15 protein-coding genes are annotated in these 17141 nt (G+C 61.7%); 9 read left to right on the top strand and 6 right to left on the bottom strand.

The window, feature by feature from the left end:
• Nucleotides 1-42: 42 nt before the first annotated feature.
• From ACZCWR_RS11840 to ACZCWR_RS11830, 3 genes are all read left to right on the top strand, one after another.
• A complete protein-coding gene (locus ACZCWR_RS11840) occupies nucleotides 43-2403 on the top strand; it encodes an AsmA family protein (protein ID WP_487300954.1) in 2361 nt (786 codons plus the stop codon).
• 430 nt (nucleotides 2404-2833) lie between these two features.
• The gene (locus ACZCWR_RS11835) at nucleotides 2834-3772 is read left to right on the top strand and encodes a phosphate acetyltransferase (RefSeq protein WP_487300953.1); all 939 of its coding nucleotides are present in this window, start codon (nucleotides 2834-2836) and stop codon (nucleotides 3770-3772) included.
• A 4-nt stretch (nucleotides 3773-3776) separates the two neighbouring features.
• Complete coding sequence (locus tag ACZCWR_RS11830) at nucleotides 3777-4952, top strand: acetate/propionate family kinase (protein ID WP_487300952.1); 1176 nt, start codon at nucleotides 3777-3779, stop codon at nucleotides 4950-4952.
• Here the strand turns inward: ACZCWR_RS11830 and ACZCWR_RS11825 are convergent, their stop codons facing one another.
• The 5 genes from ACZCWR_RS11825 to ACZCWR_RS11805 form a co-directional block, all read right to left on the bottom strand.
• On the bottom strand, nucleotides 4953-5195 hold the full coding sequence (locus tag ACZCWR_RS11825; RefSeq protein WP_487300951.1) for a DUF2795 domain-containing protein: 243 nt from the start codon (nucleotides 5193-5195) through the stop codon (nucleotides 4953-4955).
• Nucleotides 5196-5241: 46 nt separating this feature from the next.
• Nucleotides 5242-5508, bottom strand: coding sequence for a hypothetical protein (locus tag ACZCWR_RS11820; RefSeq protein WP_487300950.1), 267 nt, complete (start codon nucleotides 5506-5508; stop codon nucleotides 5242-5244).
• A gap of 237 nt (nucleotides 5509-5745) precedes the next feature.
• Entirely contained in the window at nucleotides 5746-7482 is a 1737-nt protein-coding gene (locus ACZCWR_RS11815; protein ID WP_487300949.1) for a ClcB-like voltage-gated chloride channel protein, read from the bottom strand.
• A 141-nt stretch (nucleotides 7483-7623) separates the two neighbouring features.
• Nucleotides 7624-8427 carry an aldo/keto reductase gene (locus ACZCWR_RS11810; protein WP_487300948.1) on the bottom strand — a complete coding sequence of 268 codons (804 nt, stop codon included), beginning with the start codon at nucleotides 8425-8427 and terminating at the stop codon, nucleotides 7624-7626.
• A gap of 32 nt (nucleotides 8428-8459) precedes the next feature.
• Complete coding sequence (locus ACZCWR_RS11805; protein WP_487300947.1) at nucleotides 8460-9185, bottom strand: glutathione S-transferase; 726 nt, start codon at nucleotides 9183-9185, stop codon at nucleotides 8460-8462.
• 179 nt (nucleotides 9186-9364) lie between these two features.
• Between ACZCWR_RS11805 and ACZCWR_RS11800 the strand changes: the two genes are divergently transcribed.
• The gene (locus ACZCWR_RS11800; protein WP_487300946.1) at nucleotides 9365-10606 is read left to right on the top strand and encodes a cystathionine gamma-synthase family protein; all 1242 of its coding nucleotides are present in this window, start codon (nucleotides 9365-9367) and stop codon (nucleotides 10604-10606) included.
• Nucleotides 10607-10666: 60 nt separating this feature from the next.
• On the opposite strand, the gene ACZCWR_RS11795 is transcribed toward ACZCWR_RS11800, so the two are convergent.
• Entirely contained in the window at nucleotides 10667-11737 is a 1071-nt protein-coding gene (locus tag ACZCWR_RS11795; RefSeq protein ID WP_487300945.1) for a YeiH family protein, read from the bottom strand.
• A gap of 112 nt (nucleotides 11738-11849) precedes the next feature.
• On the opposite strand from ACZCWR_RS11795, the gene ACZCWR_RS11790 reads away from it, so the two are divergent.
• The 5 genes from ACZCWR_RS11790 to ACZCWR_RS11770 all read left to right on the top strand — a co-directional run bounded on the left by ACZCWR_RS11790 (nucleotide 11850) and on the right by ACZCWR_RS11770 (nucleotide 17137).
• Complete coding sequence (locus tag ACZCWR_RS11790) at nucleotides 11850-12749, top strand: LysR family transcriptional regulator (protein ID WP_487300944.1); 900 nt, start codon at nucleotides 11850-11852, stop codon at nucleotides 12747-12749.
• A 109-nt stretch (nucleotides 12750-12858) separates the two neighbouring features.
• Nucleotides 12859-13659, top strand: coding sequence for a sugar phosphate isomerase/epimerase family protein (locus tag ACZCWR_RS11785; protein ID WP_487300943.1), 801 nt, complete (start codon nucleotides 12859-12861; stop codon nucleotides 13657-13659).
• 62 nt (nucleotides 13660-13721) lie between these two features.
• A complete protein-coding gene (locus ACZCWR_RS11780; protein WP_487300942.1) occupies nucleotides 13722-14720 on the top strand; it encodes a sugar kinase in 999 nt (332 codons plus the stop codon).
• A gap of 69 nt (nucleotides 14721-14789) precedes the next feature.
• A complete protein-coding gene (locus tag ACZCWR_RS11775; RefSeq protein WP_487300941.1) occupies nucleotides 14790-16073 on the top strand; it encodes an MFS transporter in 1284 nt (427 codons plus the stop codon).
• 95 nt (nucleotides 16074-16168) lie between these two features.
• Entirely contained in the window at nucleotides 16169-17137 is a 969-nt protein-coding gene (locus ACZCWR_RS11770) for a 2-hydroxyacid dehydrogenase (protein ID WP_487300940.1), read from the top strand.
• Nucleotides 17138-17141: the final 4 nt, after the last annotated feature.

Here is a 17141-nt window from a genome sequence, read left to right as displayed (position 1 = left end):
TGTGCTGCGCCACACACAAACGGAAAAAATGGATGGAGCGACATGGCGCAAGCCCCTACCGGGAGAAGAATCGGCAAGATCGTCGCATGGTTCTTTGGAATTTTGGCGATCCTGATTGCAATACTCGTCGTCGTGTTTCTGACCTTCGACTGGAATCGACTGCGGCCTTTCGTCGATGACAAGGTTTCGGACGCGATCGGACGACGCTTCGAGATTACCGGCGACCTGAAAGTCGGCTGGCATCGCCCGCCTAATGAGACTGGCTGGAAGCGCTGGGTGCCGTGGCCGCGCTTCTCCGCTGAAAAAATCACCATCGCGAACCCCGACTGGACGAAGCAAAAGTTCTTCGCGACGCTCGACGAAATCGACTTTCAGGTGGAAGTGTTGCCGCTGATCGCGCACAACATCGTGATTCCGTCGATCAATCTGGTGAACCCGTCCATCGATATCGAGCGGCTGAAAGATAACCGCAATAACTGGACGTTCAAGTTCAAGCAATCGAACGAGCCTTCGACGTGGAACCTCAAGCTCGGTGATATTTCGCTGGCGAAAGGCACGGTCGGCGTGAGCGATGCCGTCACCAAGGCGGAAATGCAGATCGTCATCGATACGCTTGGACAAGCCGTGCCGATTGGCGAAGTGATGAAGCAGCAGGAAGCGGCGTCGGCCAAGTCGTCGGCGGAGATGGTCGGCAAGAGCGGCGCGAAGAAGCTCGATAAGCAAGCGGATGCGGCGGCGGCGTCAGAAGCGTCGGCGGCGTCTGCTGCGTCGGCAGCAGCGGCGGCGCAGGCATCGACGCCGAACCCGGCGAGCGTGTCGGCGAATGCGAGCATCACGACCAAGGAAGGGCCGAAGCCGCCCATTCCGCCTTATGCGTTTGGTTGGACGGTGAACGGCACGTACAACGGCGGCAAGGTATCGGGCGATGGCAAACTCGGCGGCGTGCTCGCCGTGCAGGACGCGATGCGCCCGTTCCCCGTTCAAGCCGATGTTCGTCTGGGCGACACGCATATCGCCTTCGTCGGCACCGTGACCGATCCCGCGCATCTCGCGGCGCTCGATCTGCGTTTGTGGGTGCAGGCCGTGAGCATGGCGCATCTCTATCCGTTCACAGGCGTGACGTTGCCCGAAACGCCGCCGTTTGCCACCGAAGGGCGGCTCACCGGTCAGTTCCGCGAGGATGGCAACGTCTTCCATTACGAGAACTTCACGGGCCGCGTGGGCGGCAGCGACATCAACGGTTCGCTGGTGTATGCAGGCAAGAAGCCGCGTCCGCTGCTCAAGGGCGAACTGATTTCGCATCTGCTTCAGTTCAAGGATCTCGCGCCGATCATCGGGGCCGATTCCAACGCGAGCAAGGCCAAGCGCGGCGAGAAGGAGAAGCAGCCGTCGAGCAAGGCGCTGCCGACCGAGGAGTTCAAGACCGACCGCTGGAAGGCCATCGACGCGGACGTGAAGTTCACGGGCGAGCGCATCGTCAAAGACCCGGACTTGCCGATCACGAATCTCTACACGCACGTGATCATGAACGATGGCGTGCTGTCGTTCGAGCCGCTGCGTTTTGGCGTGGCGGGCGGGACGCTGGCGAACAACATTCATCTGGATGGCAGCACGACGCCGTTGAAGGGACGCGTGTCGTCGGAGGCGCGGCATCTGAAGCTCAAGCAACTGTTCCCGACGGTCAAGACCATGCAGTCCGCGCTCGGTGAAATCAATGGCGATGCCGCGTTGTCCGCCACCGGCAACTCCCCGGCGGCGCTGGCGGGCACGTCGAACGGCGAGGTGAAGCTGCTCATCACGCAGGGCACGGTGAGCCGCCTGTACATGGAAGCGGCGGGTCTTAACGTGGCGAACGTGGTCTACGAAAAGCTGTTCGGCAAGCGCGATGTCAGCATCAATTGCGCGGCGGCGGATTTTGTGGTGACGGACGGCGTGCTCGATTCGCGCGTGTTCGCGCTCGACACCGACGATGCGGTCATCAACGTCGATGGCCACATCAACCTGAAGGACGAGTCGATGGACCTCGGCATTCATCCGCATACGAAGGGCTTCCGAATCTTTTCGCTGCGTTCGCCGCTGTATGTGAAGGGGACGTTCAAGGACCCGAAGGTCGGCGTCGATGCAGGGGCGCTGGCCGTGCGCGGCGGCGCGATGCTGGGATTGGGCCTCATCAACCCGTTCGCCGCGTTGATTCCGCTGATCGCGCCGAGCAACAACAAGCCGCTGCCTTGCCAGCAGATGTTGGCCGATATGAGCAAGGCACCGACTGCGCCGCCGGCCGGGCAGAAGGAAAAGACCAAGGCGGCGCCCGCGTATATGTCGTCGGGCGCTTCAGCACCGGCACCGACGAAAAAGCCGGCCGCGCCTTCGGGCGCGAGCGCATCGCTCTATCGGGGAAGTTGATCACGACGGCGTGGCGGAAGCGGTTCCGTCACGCCGTTTTGCATCACATCCGACAAAACCTTTTTCATCAACGACTTAACTCAGCTTAAAACGTAGTTCTCAACACGACTATCCACAGAAATTGTGGATAACTTGTGGGTTGCCCTTACGTCATCCGATCGTCACGCCGTTGCGCGATCCGCATCACACGGCATTTATCCCGCCGAATCAAGAATCTACGTGAGTAGCCCAGCGCTTTTGCACAGGTCTTTCCCCGTTTGCTGGGGATAACTTATGCACGCGCTTCTCGGCCGCGATGCGTGACGCAAAGTCTCTCAGCATGATGCCGCCGACGCACTATCATTGATCAGCGAAAACCGCGCGAACATCGATCAAATTCATTTAAGTTGATGCCTTCGTTGCCCAATTTGCATCAATCGACGGAGGATGCATGGAGCGCCTGCATGAGAAATATCAGCGGCTGATCGACTTCTGCAAAACGCTGCCGCCATTGCCGACCGCCGTCGCGCATCCGTGCGATCGAAGCGCGCTCGAAGGCGCGGTGCAGGCGGCCGAACTCGGACTGATCGCGCCGCTTCTGGTCGGCCCGCAAGCGCGGATTCGCGCGGTAGCCGAAGAACACGGAATCAACCTCGCGGGTTATCCGATCGTCGATGCACCGCACAGCCATGCATCCGCCGCGCGCGCCGTCGAACTCGTGCGAGAAGGCGCCGCCGAAGCGCTCATGAAAGGCAGCCTGCACACTGATGAACTCATGGGCGCGGTGGTGCGTCGCGAAGGCGGGCTGCGCACGGCGCGGCGCGTGAGCCATTGCTTCGTGATGGATGTGCCGGGCCACGAGAACGCGCTCATCATCACGGACGCCGCGATCAACATCGCGCCGACGCTCGCGGAGAAGGTCGATATCCTGCAGAACGCCATCGACCTCGGTCACGCGCTGCGCATGCCGGAAGTGCGCGTCGCCATTCTCTCGGCGATGGAAACGGTCAACCCCAAGATTCCCTCGACACTGGAAGCCGCCGCGCTCTGCAAGATGGTGGACCGGCGGCAGATCACCGGCGCGCTGGTGGACGGGCCGCTCGCGCTCGATAACGCCATCGACCCGCAAGCCGCGCGCACGAAGAAGATCGATTCGCCGGTCGCGGGCCGCGCCAACGTGTTGATGGTGCCGGACCTCGAAGCCGGCAACATGCTCGCCAAGAGCCTGTCCTTTCTCGCGAACGCGGATGCCGCGGGCATCGTGCTCGGCGCGCGCGTGCCGATCATTCTCACCAGCCGCGCGGATTCCGTGCCGACGCGCCTCGCCTCGTGCGCGGTCGCATCGATGGTCGCGCTCAAGCGCCGCGAAGACGCAAACCTTCTGGGGTGATGCGATGGCCGAACTCATACTCGTGCTGAACGCGGGCTCGTCGAGCATCAAGTTCAGCGCGTTCGATGCGGGCAGCGACGATCTCGCGCTCATCACGCATGGTCAAGTGGAAGGCCTGTTCAGCGCGCCGCGCTTCACCGCATTCGATGCCGACGGCAAGCAGGTCGGCCAGCACGCCTGGAGCGATGGCGCGCATCTCGAACACGCGCAGGCCATCTCGCATATCGGCGCGTTTCTGCGCGGACAGGGCGTGGGGCATCGGTTGATCGCGGTGGGGCATCGGGTCGTGCATGGCGGCGCGCGCTTCACGCAGCCGGTGCGCACCCACGATGCGATCGTCGCCGAACTCGAACGGCTCACGCCGCTTGCGCCGCTGCATCAGCCGCACAATGTGAGGCCGATTCGCATCATCGCGGAGTTGTTGCCGGACGTGCCGCAGGTCGCGTGTTTCGACACGGCTTTTCATGCGACGCAACCGGCTATCGTGCAGGCGTTCGCGCTGCCGGAATTCGTGACGCGCTACGGCGTGCGTCGCTATGGATTTCATGGGCTGTCGTATGAGTACATCGCGGGCGAATTGGCGCGTGTTTCGGAGCATGCGGTCAAGGGGCGCACGGTGGTCGCGCATCTGGGCAACGGTGGCAGTCTGTGTGCGTTGCTGGCGTCGAAGAGCGTGGCCAGCACGATGGGTTTCACCGCGCTCGATGGTCTCGTGATGGGCACACGCTGCGGCAATCTCGATCCCGGCGTCGTGCTTTATTTGCTGGACCAACTGAAAATGGATGTGCGCGAGATCGAGGACTTGCTGTATCGGCAGTCGGGATTGGCGGGCGTTTCCGGCTTGTCGAGCGACATGCGCACGCTTCAGGCAAGCGACGATCCGCGCGCGAAATTCGCCATCGAAATGTATGCGTATCGGATCGCACGCGAACTCGGCTCGATGATCGCGGCGCTGCAAGGCATCGATGCGCTCGTGTTCACGGCGGGCATCGGCGAGCATTCGGTGGATATTCGTCGCCGTGTGTGCGAGCAGGCGGCGTGGTGCGGAATCGAACTGGATATGCGGGCCAACGAGGCGAACGGACCACGTATCAGCGAGGCGTATTCGCGTGTCAGCGTGTGGGTGATGCCGACCAATGAAGAACTGATGATCGCGCGCCATACGCGCGCGTTGATTTGATCAGATGGAAAGACCGGGGCCGCCGTTGCTGCCTAAAAGATCCTCGACGGATGCGGCGTCGTTGTAGTCCTGCTCAGGCAATCCGTCGAACAGCGTGATGACGTCATTGCTCACGCCTGCTTCCCGCGCGGCATCGACTAGGGCGTCCTTGTTCGCGGGATAATCGACCGCGCGCAGGACCGAGGCGATTTCATCGTCGATGGGTTCATCGTTGAGCACTTCTTTTGCGGGCTTATCCGTCATGCGCTGGGCCTGTTATCTAATTTAGTAAGACTGCAAATTAAAACGCTCAGGTCTGAACCTGAATCGTCTGGCTCGCCATGCCATGACTCGGTGTGCGCGATTTCGGCATGGGCACATGACGCCAGCGCGCATGATCGAGGCTTTCCGCCACGATGTTCGGTGCGGGCGGCGCGACGGGCGCGGCGTTCACACGCAAGGCGGCGTGCATCGCATCGACGGCGACGGTGCTTTGGTCAGACGAACTCGTATGCAGTGGCGCTGCATAGCAAGAGACCGACACCAGGGCCATCGAAAAAAGCGTTGAGGTCTTCATCGCGCAACCCCTCCTCGGTTCAGCGGCGAGATGCCCAAGGCACGAAGCAAAGCCTATGCCGTGGCGGCATGTTCGCAGACTCGTGTGCGTTCATTCGAGAGCGGTCAGTCACGCACGGGCGCGCGCATCATGCGTCGCGCGCCAAGTCTTCGAGTGATGGTTTAAGTCGACGCCGCATGGTGGCGTTGCGCCATTCGAGTCGCATGATGCGCCGCGAAATTGCACGGCAGCGCACTTTCAACGCGTCGTCGGGTTCAGACGGAAGTATGCGTCCAGAAGCGATGTTTTGTACACGACGCCGAGCAGCATCGGCTGTGACTTATGTTCGATAACCGGCAAACGCTCGCCCTGGAACGCGAGGAAATGCTGAAGCGCTTCGCCCAGCGGCATGTCGGGCGTGAGCACATCGAAATGCGGCTGAAGATAATCCGATGCCGTCTTGCTTTCACAACCTTTCTCATCGAGCAGATCGGAGGTGATGTCCTTCAGCGCGACCACGCCCTGAAAATGTCCGGCGTCGTTTACGACATACAAATACTTCACCGGATATTCGAGGAACACGCGCGTCATTTCCTTGACGTTCGCCGTGAGCGGCACGACGGTGTCCGCAGGCCGGACGAGTTCGCGCATCTGCGTGGCGGCCAGACGCAGCCGCTCTTTTTCTTCGCGCGTGCGGCGCAGCGTGACTTCGTACATCGACGTTTGTTCGGAGGTGCGCGCGATGAAGTATGCAATCACGCAGGCGAGCATCAACGGCAACATGACCTGATACGAGAGCGTCATCTCGAAGATCATGAGGATGGCCATGAGCGGCGCATGCGTGGCGGCGGCGAGGAACGCGCCCATGCCGACCATCGCGTAGGCGAAGGGCGCGGAGGTGGAATTTGGCCAGATGGCGTGAACCGCGAGCCCGTAGAGGCAGCCGAGTACCGCACCGACGAACAGCGTTGGCGTGAAGATCCCGCCGACCGCGCCGGAGCCGGTGGTCGCGGCGGTTGCGATCAGCTTGAGCACGAGCACGGTGAGCAGCGCGCTCCACGTCCACGGATCATGGAGAAGCGAGTTCACCACTTCATAGCCGTTGCCCCAGACCTCTGGACGGTTGACGGAGATAACGCCGACAATCAGCCCGCCCAGTGCGAGCCGCAATGGCAAGGGCAGCGGCAGCGTCGAGAAACGCTTCTTCGATTCCGCGAGCAGGCGCAGAAAGTACGGCGCGAGCGCGCCCGACAAAAGCCCGAGCACGACGAACAGCAGCACTTCGACGCCGGTCACGGCCGGAAACACCGGCATCTCGTAAGGCGGCCGATAACCCGCGAACTCGCGCATGGTGATGTTCGCCACCACCGACGACACGACGATCGGCCCGAAGCTCTCCATCGCCATCGAGCCGAGCACGAGTTCGGTGACGAAGAACGCGCCCGCGATCGGCGCGTTATAGGCGGAGGTGATCCCCGCCGCCGCGCCGCACGCGACGAGCAGGCGCAAGCGCGGCGGATCGAAATGCACCCATCGCCCGATCAGCGATGACACCAGCGCGGCGAGTTGCACCATCGACCCTTCACGTCCGATGGACCCGCCGCTCGCAATCGTCAGCAGCGACGAAATGCTGCGCCACACGCTTTGCCACACCGGCACCACGCCATCGCCGATGGTGACCGCTTCCATGTAATCGGTATTCGACTGCTTGCTCGCGCGCTGCCGGGCGACGATCAGGCAAAAGCCCGCCAGCAAACCACCGATAGCCGGCAGCACCACGCGCGCATACCACGGCAGACTTTTGGCGAGCGCGACGAGTCCTTCCGAGGGATTGCCCAGCACATGTTCCAGCATCGAGATGCCTTCGCGAAACACCGCCGTCGCGAACGCTCCTGCGACACCGACGACCACCGCCCACACGAGCATGGTGTGCGAATCGGAGAAGCGGAAAAGCTGTTGGGCGCGCGTGCGCAGCTTGAGCAGGAAGGAGAGCACTTTGCTGAAATCGTGGAAAGCTTAGAAGCGAGAGGAATAAGGGAGGGGGAAGGATAGCATCGGACGATTGGTCAGGATATAAAAAAGCCCGGCCTTGTTAAAGGCCGGGCTTGTCGGTGTACCGTTGCGCGGCTTGCTACATCACCACTTCGGCGCAAACGACGGATTTGCATTGCGCCGCCCTTCGTCCAGCGAATCGATCTTCGCGATGTCTTCCGCATCGAGCTTGAGCTTCTGCGCATCGAAATTGACCTGCTGATGCTCCGCATTCGTCGATGCCGACAGCACCACGATATCCCGCGACAGCAGCCACGCGAACGTGACTTGCGCGGGCGTCGCGCCGTGCTTCTGCGCAATCGCGACGATGGTCGAGTCCTTGTGCGCGCGGCCTTCGGAGAGCGGCATGTACGCCGTGACCTTCACGCCGAGCCGCTGCGTTGCATCGACCAATGCGCGGTTCGCAAGGAACGGGCTGACCTCGATCTGATTCGTCACGATCTCCTTGCCGCCCGGTGCCTTCACGGCTTCTTCGAGCAACGATGCCGTGAAGTTCGACACGCCGTAATGGCGAATCAGCCCGAGTTCGCGCGCTTCCTGCATGGCGGCGAGCGTTTCGGCGATCGGCACCGCTTGATCCGGCGACGGCCAGTGCACGAGCGCGAGATCGAGCGTGCCGATGTTCAGCTTCGCGTGACTGTCCTTCAGACTGGCGATGAGCGCATCGCGCCCGAGGCGGTCCCACCATACCTTGGTCGTCACCCAGATGTCCTCGCGCGGCACGCCTGAATCGCGCACGCCGTCGCCGACCGCGGCTTCGTTGTTGTAGTACTGCGCGGTATCGACATGACGATAGCCGACCTGCAATGCGCTCTTGACGGCGGCCGCCGTTTTCGCGGCATCGACGCGGAAAGTGCCCAGACCGAAGGCGGGAATTGTCTTGACCATGTTTGCTCCTTGATTGTCGAAGATGAGGCGTGTTATTTCGCGTCCTGATCGAGTTCGGGGTAATGCCTGAAAATGCCGCTTTCGTTGAAGGCGAGACGCCGCTCCGAATCCACATAAGCGGCGATATTCGGCCGCTGCAAAACGGCATCATGCAGCGCGGCCACGCGCGGATAGTGCTTGCCGAATGATTTCATCGCGCGCGGAAACGCGTAGTGCAGGCCATCGACCACCTGAAAGACGGACAGATCGACGTAGGTCGTGGTGTCGCCCACCATCTGCGTATCGCCTTGCGGATTTTGCTTCAGCACGCGTTCGAAATAACCGATGAACTTCGGCACACGGCTGTCGATGAAATTGCGCGTGCGAATCTTGGCGGCATCTTTCTGATCTTCATAGTACAGATCGGTCGCCAGCGGATGATGCGTGTCGTGCACTTCCGCAATCAGATCGGCGATGGTAAGTTGCAGGCCATGCGCGACGTAGCGCAGACCTTCATCCTTCGGCGCGAGATTGAGTTTAGGCCCGAGGTATTGAAGGATATTCGCGACGTGCGGCACGATTAGTTCGCCATCCTTCAGAAATGGCGGCGCGAAGGGAATGTGCGGTTCGGTCTTGCTGTTGAGGATTTTCATCATCGCCTGAGAGCCGTTTTTCTCGCGCGCGACATCGACATATTCCGCGCCCGCATCTTCCAGCGCGAGGCGTACGAATTCGCCGCGTCCCTGCAAACCGTCCCAGTAATAGAGTTCGTAAGCCATGAGTGGGGTCCTCGTCATACAGCCGTTCGTGTTCTGGAGCATAGTGAAAAAGCAACGCGCGTACCCGGCTCGCTAGCGCCTTGTAGCGTGGGAAAGAGCGCCAAACGTCAGTGTAGAATCGACATTCGATCCGAAGCATCGGCAGCGCAACCTCGTATTGTTTTCGAAGCGGAGAAGGGATGGACAAGCAAGGCTTCACCACAGGCATCGTGCATGGCGACCGTATCGGCGGCGTGGAACATGGCGGCGTGCGTCAGTCGATTCATACGTCGGTGCAATACGGCTTCGAACGCGTGGAAGATCTGATCGGCGTGTTTCAGGGCACGAAGAAAGGCGGTTTCAATTACGCGCGGCAGGGCACGCCGACCACGGCCGCGCTCGAACGCAAGATCACGAAGCTCGAACAAGGCGTCGGGTCCATTTGCTTCAGCACGGGCATGGCCGCCATCACGGCGACGTTTCTCACGTTGCTGCGCGCGGGCGATCATCTGGTGTCGAGCCGCTATGTGTTCGGCAATACCAACAGCATCTTCGGCACGTTGAGGACGCTGGGTATCGAAGTGACCACGGTCGATGCGTGCGACGCGCAAGCCGTCAAGAACGCGATCAAGCCGAACACGCGCATGGTGTTCGTCGAGACCATCGCGAATCCAGGCACGCAGATTCCCGATCTTCAGGGCATCGGCGCGATCTGTCGCGAGCGCGGGCTGGCGTATGTGGTGGATAACACCATCACGTCGCCTGCGCTTTTCTTGCCGAAGGATGTCGGCGCGAGTCTCGTCATCAACTCGTTGACGAAGACCATCGCGGGACATGGCGCGGCACTCGGCGGCGCGGTGACGGATACCGGCTTGTTCGACTGGAGCGCGTATCCGAACATCGCCGACGATTATCGTCAGATGGGCGCGAAAGAGCAGGGGCTTCAGCAGATTCGCAAGAAGGGGCTGCGCGACATGGGCGCGGCGCTTTCATCGGAGCAGGCTCATTCGATTGCGCTGGGCGCGGAAACGCTCGCGCTGCGCGTGCAGAAATGCAGCGACAACGCGCTGGCGCTGGCGCAATTTCTCGAACAACAGGATGCGATCGGCCGCGTGTTTTATCCGGGACTTTCGAGCCACCCGCAGCATGAAATCGCGAAGGCGTTGTTCAAAAATGGATCGTGGCTGCTTTCGTTCGAACTGCGTGATGTCTCGCGCATGAACGAGTTCGTCAACGCGTTGCAGTTGCCCATCAAGGCGACAGGGCTTGGCGATACGCGCACGCTCATCATTCCCGTTGCGCCGACCATCTTTTACGAGGCGGGTGCCGAAACGCGCAAGGCGATGGGCATTTCCGATGGCATGTTGCGACTGTCGGCGGGCATCGAGGATATCGACGATCTGATCGCGGATTTCTCGCAAGCCTTAAAACGCGTGGCTTGAGGATGCAAATAAAAAAGCGCGGCATGCCGCGCTTTTTTGTTCATTCATCGAACGCGATGCTCAACCGAACAAACGCTCCACGCCGTACGTGATCGCGAGGCCGCCGAAGATCAGCCATGCGTAGAGAATCGCGCCGGTGGCAAGCGCACGCGGACCGGCTTCGCGAATCTGCGCGATGCGCGTTTCCATGCCGAGTGCGGTCATCGCCATGGTGAGTGCGAAGGTGTCGAGCGTGGTGAGCGTGCTGGTGGCGATGGCCGGCAACACATGCAGCGAATTCACGACGACCAGCGCCAGAAAACCGAGCGCGAACCAGGGCACCGCGAGCTTGCCCTTGCCTTGCGTATCGCTGCTGCCGTTCACATTGGCACGCGAGCGGCTTACCCAGAATCCGATTACGAGCAGCACCGGCACGAGCAGCATCACACGCGTCATCTTGACGATGGTCGCGATATGCGTCGCCTCGGGACTGACGTTGCTCGCCGCGCCGACCACCTGCGCCACTTCGTGAATCGTGCCGCCGAAAAACAGGCCCGTGCCGAGCGTGTCGAGATGCAGCCAGCCGGTCTTGATCGCGAGCGGGTAGAGGAACATCGAGAGCGTGCCGAACAGCACGACGCTGCCGACTGCCATCGCGCTCTTGTGCGGCTTGGATTGCAGCGTCGATTCGAAAGCGAGCACGGCGGCGGCACCGCAGATCGCGCTGCCAGCGGCGGTCAGCAACGCGGTATCGCGATCGAGCTTCATCAGCTTCATGCCGGCCCATGTGCCGATGGCGAGCGTGCTCACCACGACCAATACCGAGACGGTCAAACCCGACCAGCCGACCTGCGCGATCTCCTGAAGACTCACACGCAGCCCAAAAAACGCCACCGCGATTCGCAGCAGCTTGCGCGCCGAAAAGTTCACGCCCGCGGCCCAGCTATCCGGCATGCCGTGACGCAGCGCGTTGCCATACACCATCCCCGCGACGATGCCGACGATCAGCGGACTGATGCCGAGTCCCGCAATGAAGGGCACCGAAGCGAGGTGCGTGACGGCGGCGGCGAACAGCGCGACGAACAGAATGCCGTTGAGCTGGCCGCGTGTGGACGCGGAACCGTGCGGCAGAGTGGAAGCGGGCGTGGACATGAATCGTCCTTTGGAAAGAGTGACGTGATGGGCTAATCCTATTCGAGATATATGTATATGAGAAATCGTGATTTAGAATGCATTATATCGGCTGAACTGATACATTGAGGAGATGACCCCGGATCAACTGATAACTTTTGCAACAGTCGCGGAGCACGGCAACATCAGTCGCGCGGCGGTTGCGCTTCATCTGTCGCAGCCTGCCGTGTCGGGGCAACTCAGGCTGCTGCAAGAGGAATTCGGTGAGCCGCTTTATCAGCGGGAGGGGCGCGGAATCCGTCTGACGGCGGCAGGCGAGCAGTTGCTGGGTCACGCCGAACGTCTGCGCGATGACTTCCGCCAGGCGCACGCCCTGCGCGATGCCCTTCGCGGTCTGGAGCGCGGCACGCTGCGAATCGGCGCGAGCACCACGCCGGCGAGCTACGTGCTGCCGTATCTGATCGCCGCATTTCACAAGCGTTTTCCGGACATTCAGGTTACGACCATCGACGGAAACACGGCGGAAATCGTCGCCGCGCTCGGCTCGCTGGATGTCGCCATGATCGAAGGCCCCGCTGGGCAGGACGTGCCGTTGGGCACGACCGTCACCGCGTGGCGCGAAGACGAGATCGTGGCCATCGTTCCCTTCAACCATCCGCTTGCCGATGGACGCGATTTCGCATCGCTCGAAGCGCTCGGAGCGTTTCCGCTCGTGTTGCGCGAAGTCGGCTCGGGCGTCCGGCAGATCGTCCAGCGCGCTTTCGCGGACAGCGCCGTGGAGATGCGCGTCGTGCTCGAAATATCGGGTGTCGAAGCGGTGAAGGAGGCCGTGCGGGCGGGCATGGGTATTGGTTTCGTGTCGGCCATGTCGATTCGCCACGAAGACCGCGTCTTGCGGCCGCTGCGCATTGCGCCGAGTCCGCTCAAACGGCGATTTTCGATCCTCGTGCCGCACGCGGCCACGCCATCGCGTGCGGCGGCGCGCTTTATCGAGCTATGCGTCGAGCCGGACATTCCGGGCCTCGCACGCTAGGGATTTCCACTATGGCGCACGCGGTCGGTGCGGGCGCAGTATTCGGTTTCGTCACGAGGCGCTGTTAGCGCCTTTTTTGAAATCTCCGATTGGAACCGGTTCCAACGTCATGAATGAGCGGAAAAAGAGTGCGGTTGAAGTGGTGATCGTCGCAAGCGCGTTCGGCGCGGATGCGATTCGTCGCGACGGTCACGCCTTTTGGGCGGATCGAGCGGCGCGCGCCGGTGCGGACGGCTTCGAAGTGCGTCGAGAACTGTTCGCCGCCGATGACGACGCACACCCGAACGCGCTTTCGACGCTGGGCGAACGCATCCGCGCAGCAGGTTTGTGGCCGGTGTACTCGACGCCCGCCACGCTCTTTCGCGACGATGGCGCACTCGACCGCGCCGCGCTCGCGCAGGCAACGCGCGAAGCGGCGGCGCTTGGCGCGCGCATCGTAAAACTGCAACTGGGCGGCGCGGAAAGCGGCGTCGCGACCGATTCGGTCACGCTGGACCGATTGCTTTCGGGTGTTGCGGAATCGTCGGCCCGCGTGGTCGTCGAAAACGGACAACTGAAGGCGGGCGGCACGATTCGCGCATTCGAAATGCTTTTCTCAGCCGTGCCGCCGCAAAGCGGCCTTTCGATGACTTTCGACACCGGCAACTGGCGCTGGGCCGAACAAGATCCGCTCGATGCTGCCATTCGTCTCGCGCCCCATGTCGGATACGTTCATTGCAAGACGGTCATGGGTGAAGGCACACGCCGTTTCGCCGCCGCGCCCGCTGACGGCGACGCACGCTTCGCCACCTTGCTCACGCAGTTGCCGAGCGATGTGCCGCGCGGCATCGAATATCCGTTTATCGCGGATGCTCAAGGCTCGCCCGATGCCGACGCGGCGCGTCAGGTCGCGCGAATCGCAGCCTTTTGAATTTTGTATCAAGAATGTCATTTTGAATTATGAATTCAATCTGGACTCCGACAGGACACGCCATGCAAGCTCAGACCGAAGCGCTCGATGTCATCACCTACGGCGAAGCCATGACGATGTTCGTTGCGGCGCAAACTGGCGACCTCGCGAAAGTCAGCCAGTTCACCAAACGCGTCGCGGGCGCGGACCTAAACGTGGCGATCGGCCTGTCGCGGCTCGGCTTCAAGGTGGGCTGGATGAGCCGCGTCGGCAGCGATTCGTTCGGGCGCTTCGTGCTGGACGTGCTCGCAGCCGAGGGCATCGATGCGCGCCGCGTGAGCATCGACGAGCGGTATCCGACCGGCTTCCAACTGAAGGCCAGGTGCGACGACGGTAGCGATCCGGCGGTCGAATACTTCCGCAAGGGTTCCGCCGCGAGCCATTTGTCCATCGACGATTTCGATGCGGGCTACGTGCTCGGTGCGCGTCACTTGCATTTGACGGGCGTGGCGCCGGCGATCTCCGCCACGTCGCGCGAACTCGCATTCCACATGGCCCGTGAAATGCGCGCGGCAGGCAAGACCATTTCCTTCGATCCGAACCTGCGCCCGACGCTCTGGCCGTCGCGCGAGGCGATGGCCGAGTCTTTGAACGCGCTCGCGGCGCTCGCCGACTGGGTGTTGCCCGGCGTCTCCGAAGGCCTGACGTTGACCGGCCACGCGAAGCCCGAGGACATCGCGGCGTTCTATCTGGATCAGGGCGCGCGCGGCGTGATCGTGAAGCTCGGCGCGCACGGCGCGTACTTCCGCACGGCTGACGGCGATCAGGGCATCGTGCCGGGCGTGCCGGTGGCGCAAGTAGTGGATACGGTCGGCGCAGGCGATGGCTTCGCGGTCGGCGTGGTAAGCGCCTTGCTGGAAGGACGCGACGTGCGTCATGCCATCGCGCGTGCCAATCGCATCGGCGCGCTCGCGATTCAGGTGATCGGCGACAGCGAAGGTCTGCCGACACGGGCGGCGCTCGATGCGCTGGAAGCATCGGCAAACACGGCCGAGATCGACACCGCGCTCAATCCCGCCTGAATACAAAACGCAAAATTCAAAACGCAGAACCTGAGAGAACCACCGAACCGCTTCCGGAGACAGACAGCCATGCAATCAACCACGACCCCGAAGCTCGCGGTGCGCCGCTGGTGGGCGATCATGCCGATCGTGTTCATCACGTATAGCCTCGCGTATCTCGATCGCGCCAATTTCGGCTTCGCGTCGGCGGCGGGCATCAACAGCGATCTGGGCATTGGCAAAGGGCTGGCCTCGCTGATCGGCGCGCTGTTCTTTCTGGGCTACTTTTTCTTCCAGATTCCGGGCGCGATCTACGCCGAACGCCGCAGCGTGAAGAAACTCGTGTTCTGGAGTCTCGTGCTGTGGGGCGGCTGCGCGGCGTTGACAGGCATGGTCAGCAACATTCCCTCGTTGATGGCGATCCGCTTCGCGCTCGGCGTGGTCGAAGCCGCGGTGATGCCCGCCATGCTCGTCTTCATCGCCAACTGGTTCACAAAATCCGAACGCTCGCGGGCCAACACGTTTTTGATTCTCGGCAATCCGGTAACCGTTTTGTGGATGTCGGTCGTGTCCGGCTATCTCGTGAACTCGTTCGGCTGGCGGCACATGTTCATCGCGGAAGGCTTGCCTGCCGTGGTGTGGGCCGTGATCTGGTGGTTCATCGTGAAGGACAAGCCCGCGCAGGTGAGCTGGCTGAGCGATCAGGAAAAACGCGATCTCGATGCCACGTTGCGCGCCGAGCAAGCCGCCATCAAACCGGTGAAGAATTATCGCGAAGCGTTCAAGTCGCCAGCGGTCATCAAGCTCTGCGCGCAGTATTTTTGCTGGAGCATCGGCGTGTACGGTTTCGTGTTGTGGCTGCCGTCCATTCTCAAGAACGGCTCGACGCTCGGCATGGTCGAAACCGGTTGGCTCTCGGCGGTGCCATATCTGGCCGCGACCATCGCGATGCTGCTCGCGTCGTGGGCATCGGACAAACTGCAGGCGCGCAAGGCTTTCGTCTGGCCGTTCCTGCTGGTCGGGGCCATCGCGTTCGCGGGTTCGTATCTGCTCGGATCGACCAACTTCTGGGCTTCGTATGCCTTGCTCGTCGTCGCCGGTGCGGCGATGTACGCGCCGTATGGACCGTTCTTTGCGATCGTCCCCGAACTGCTGCCAAAGAACGTCGCGGGCGGGGCGATGGCGCTCATCAACAGCATGGGCGCGCTCGGCTCCTTCGTGGGTTCGTATGTGGTGGGCTATCTGAATGGCGCGACGGGTTCGCCCGCGGCATCGTACGTTTTCATGAGCGCGGCGCTACTGGCTTCGGTCTGGCTGACGCTGGCTGTCAAACCGCAAACGACGGCACCGGCGCGAGCGGTAGCACGGTCCTGAAGCCCGGTCTTTTGCGTTATGCATTTTGAATTCATTATGCGCATGACGTTTTTCGTAGAAGAATCACTCACACGCCCACTACTCGAATTCCGACCATGACCCGAACCATCGTAGCCTACAAAACCCTGCCAGCCGATGTCGATGCATGGCTTCGCGAGCGCGCCGAAGTCGTCGACGTCGATGCGAAAGATCACGACGCGTTCGTCGCGGCGCTGAAGAACGCGGATGGCGCCATCGGCGCGAGCGTGAAGATCACGCCGGATATGCTCGAAGGCGCGACGCGTCTCAAGGCCCTTTCAACGGTCTCGGTAGGCTTCGACAATTTCGACGTGGACGATCTGACGCGCCGTGGCATCGTGCTGACGCACACGCCGGACGTGCTCACGGAATCCACCGCCGATACGGTCTTCGCGCTGATTCTCGCGAGTGCGCGGCGCGTGGTCGAACTCGCGGATTGGGTCAAGGACGGGCAATGGAAAGGCAGCATCGGCGATGCGCTGTTCGGCGTCGAAGTGCAGGGCAAGACACTCGGCATCGTTGGGCTGGGACGCATTGGCGGCGCGGTGGCCAAACGTGCCGCGCTCGGCTTTGGCATGAAGGTGTTGTACACGAATCGGCATCCTAACGAAGAAGCGGAAACTAAATTCAGCGCAACGCGTGTGCCGCTCGACGAACTGCTCGCGCAATCCGATTTCGTCTGTCTGCAAGTGCCGCTCACGCCGGAGACGCGCGGCATCATCGGTCAGGCGGAATTGAAAAAGATGAAGAAGAGCGCGATTCTGATTAATGCCTCGCGCGGGCCGACCGTGGATGAAACCGCGCTCATCGATGCGCTCAAGGATGGCACCATCCTCGCGGCCGGACTCGATGTGTTCGAGCAAGAGCCGGTATCGCCGGATTCGCCCTTGCTCAAGATGAAGAACGTGGTCGCGTTACCGCATATCGGTTCCGCGACGCATGAGACGCGTCACGCCATGGCGCGCAATGCCGCGGAAAACCTGATTGGTGCGCTCGATGGAACGCTCGCGCAGAACATCGTCAATCGGGAAGTGCTCAAGCGTTAAAGGT

The organism is Caballeronia sp. A2-2, assembly GCF_057612605.2.
The sequence above is the reverse complement of the archived record's forward strand: the minus strand, read 5'-3'. Positions and strand labels throughout refer to the sequence as shown.

Coding starts and splice junctions, on each gene's coding strand:
- ACZCWR_RS11795 (WP_487300945.1), bottom strand. CDS start 11,737: ATGTCCACGCCCGCTTCCACTCTGCCGCACGGTTCCGCGTCCACACGC.
- ACZCWR_RS11770 (WP_487300940.1), top strand. CDS start 16,169: ATGACCCGAACCATCGTAGCCTACAAAACCCTGCCAGCCGATGTCGAT.
- ACZCWR_RS11810 (WP_487300948.1), bottom strand. CDS start 8,427: ATGGTCAAGACAATTCCCGCCTTCGGTCTGGGCACTTTCCGCGTCGAT.
- ACZCWR_RS11805 (WP_487300947.1), bottom strand. CDS start 9,185: ATGGCTTACGAACTCTATTACTGGGACGGTTTGCAGGGACGCGGCGAA.
- ACZCWR_RS11840 (WP_487300954.1), top strand. CDS start 43: ATGGCGCAAGCCCCTACCGGGAGAAGAATCGGCAAGATCGTCGCATGG.
- ACZCWR_RS11790 (WP_487300944.1), top strand. CDS start 11,850: ATGACCCCGGATCAACTGATAACTTTTGCAACAGTCGCGGAGCACGGC.
- ACZCWR_RS11830 (WP_487300952.1), top strand. CDS start 3,777: ATGGCCGAACTCATACTCGTGCTGAACGCGGGCTCGTCGAGCATCAAG.
- ACZCWR_RS11800 (WP_487300946.1), top strand. CDS start 9,365: ATGGACAAGCAAGGCTTCACCACAGGCATCGTGCATGGCGACCGTATC.
- ACZCWR_RS11825 (WP_487300951.1), bottom strand. CDS start 5,195: ATGACGGATAAGCCCGCAAAAGAAGTGCTCAACGATGAACCCATCGAC.
- ACZCWR_RS11835 (WP_487300953.1), top strand. CDS start 2,834: ATGGAGCGCCTGCATGAGAAATATCAGCGGCTGATCGACTTCTGCAAA.
- ACZCWR_RS11820 (WP_487300950.1), bottom strand. CDS start 5,508: ATGAAGACCTCAACGCTTTTTTCGATGGCCCTGGTGTCGGTCTCTTGC.
- ACZCWR_RS11780 (WP_487300942.1), top strand. CDS start 13,722: ATGCAAGCTCAGACCGAAGCGCTCGATGTCATCACCTACGGCGAAGCC.
- ACZCWR_RS11775 (WP_487300941.1), top strand. CDS start 14,790: ATGCAATCAACCACGACCCCGAAGCTCGCGGTGCGCCGCTGGTGGGCG.
- ACZCWR_RS11785 (WP_487300943.1), top strand. CDS start 12,859: ATGAATGAGCGGAAAAAGAGTGCGGTTGAAGTGGTGATCGTCGCAAGC.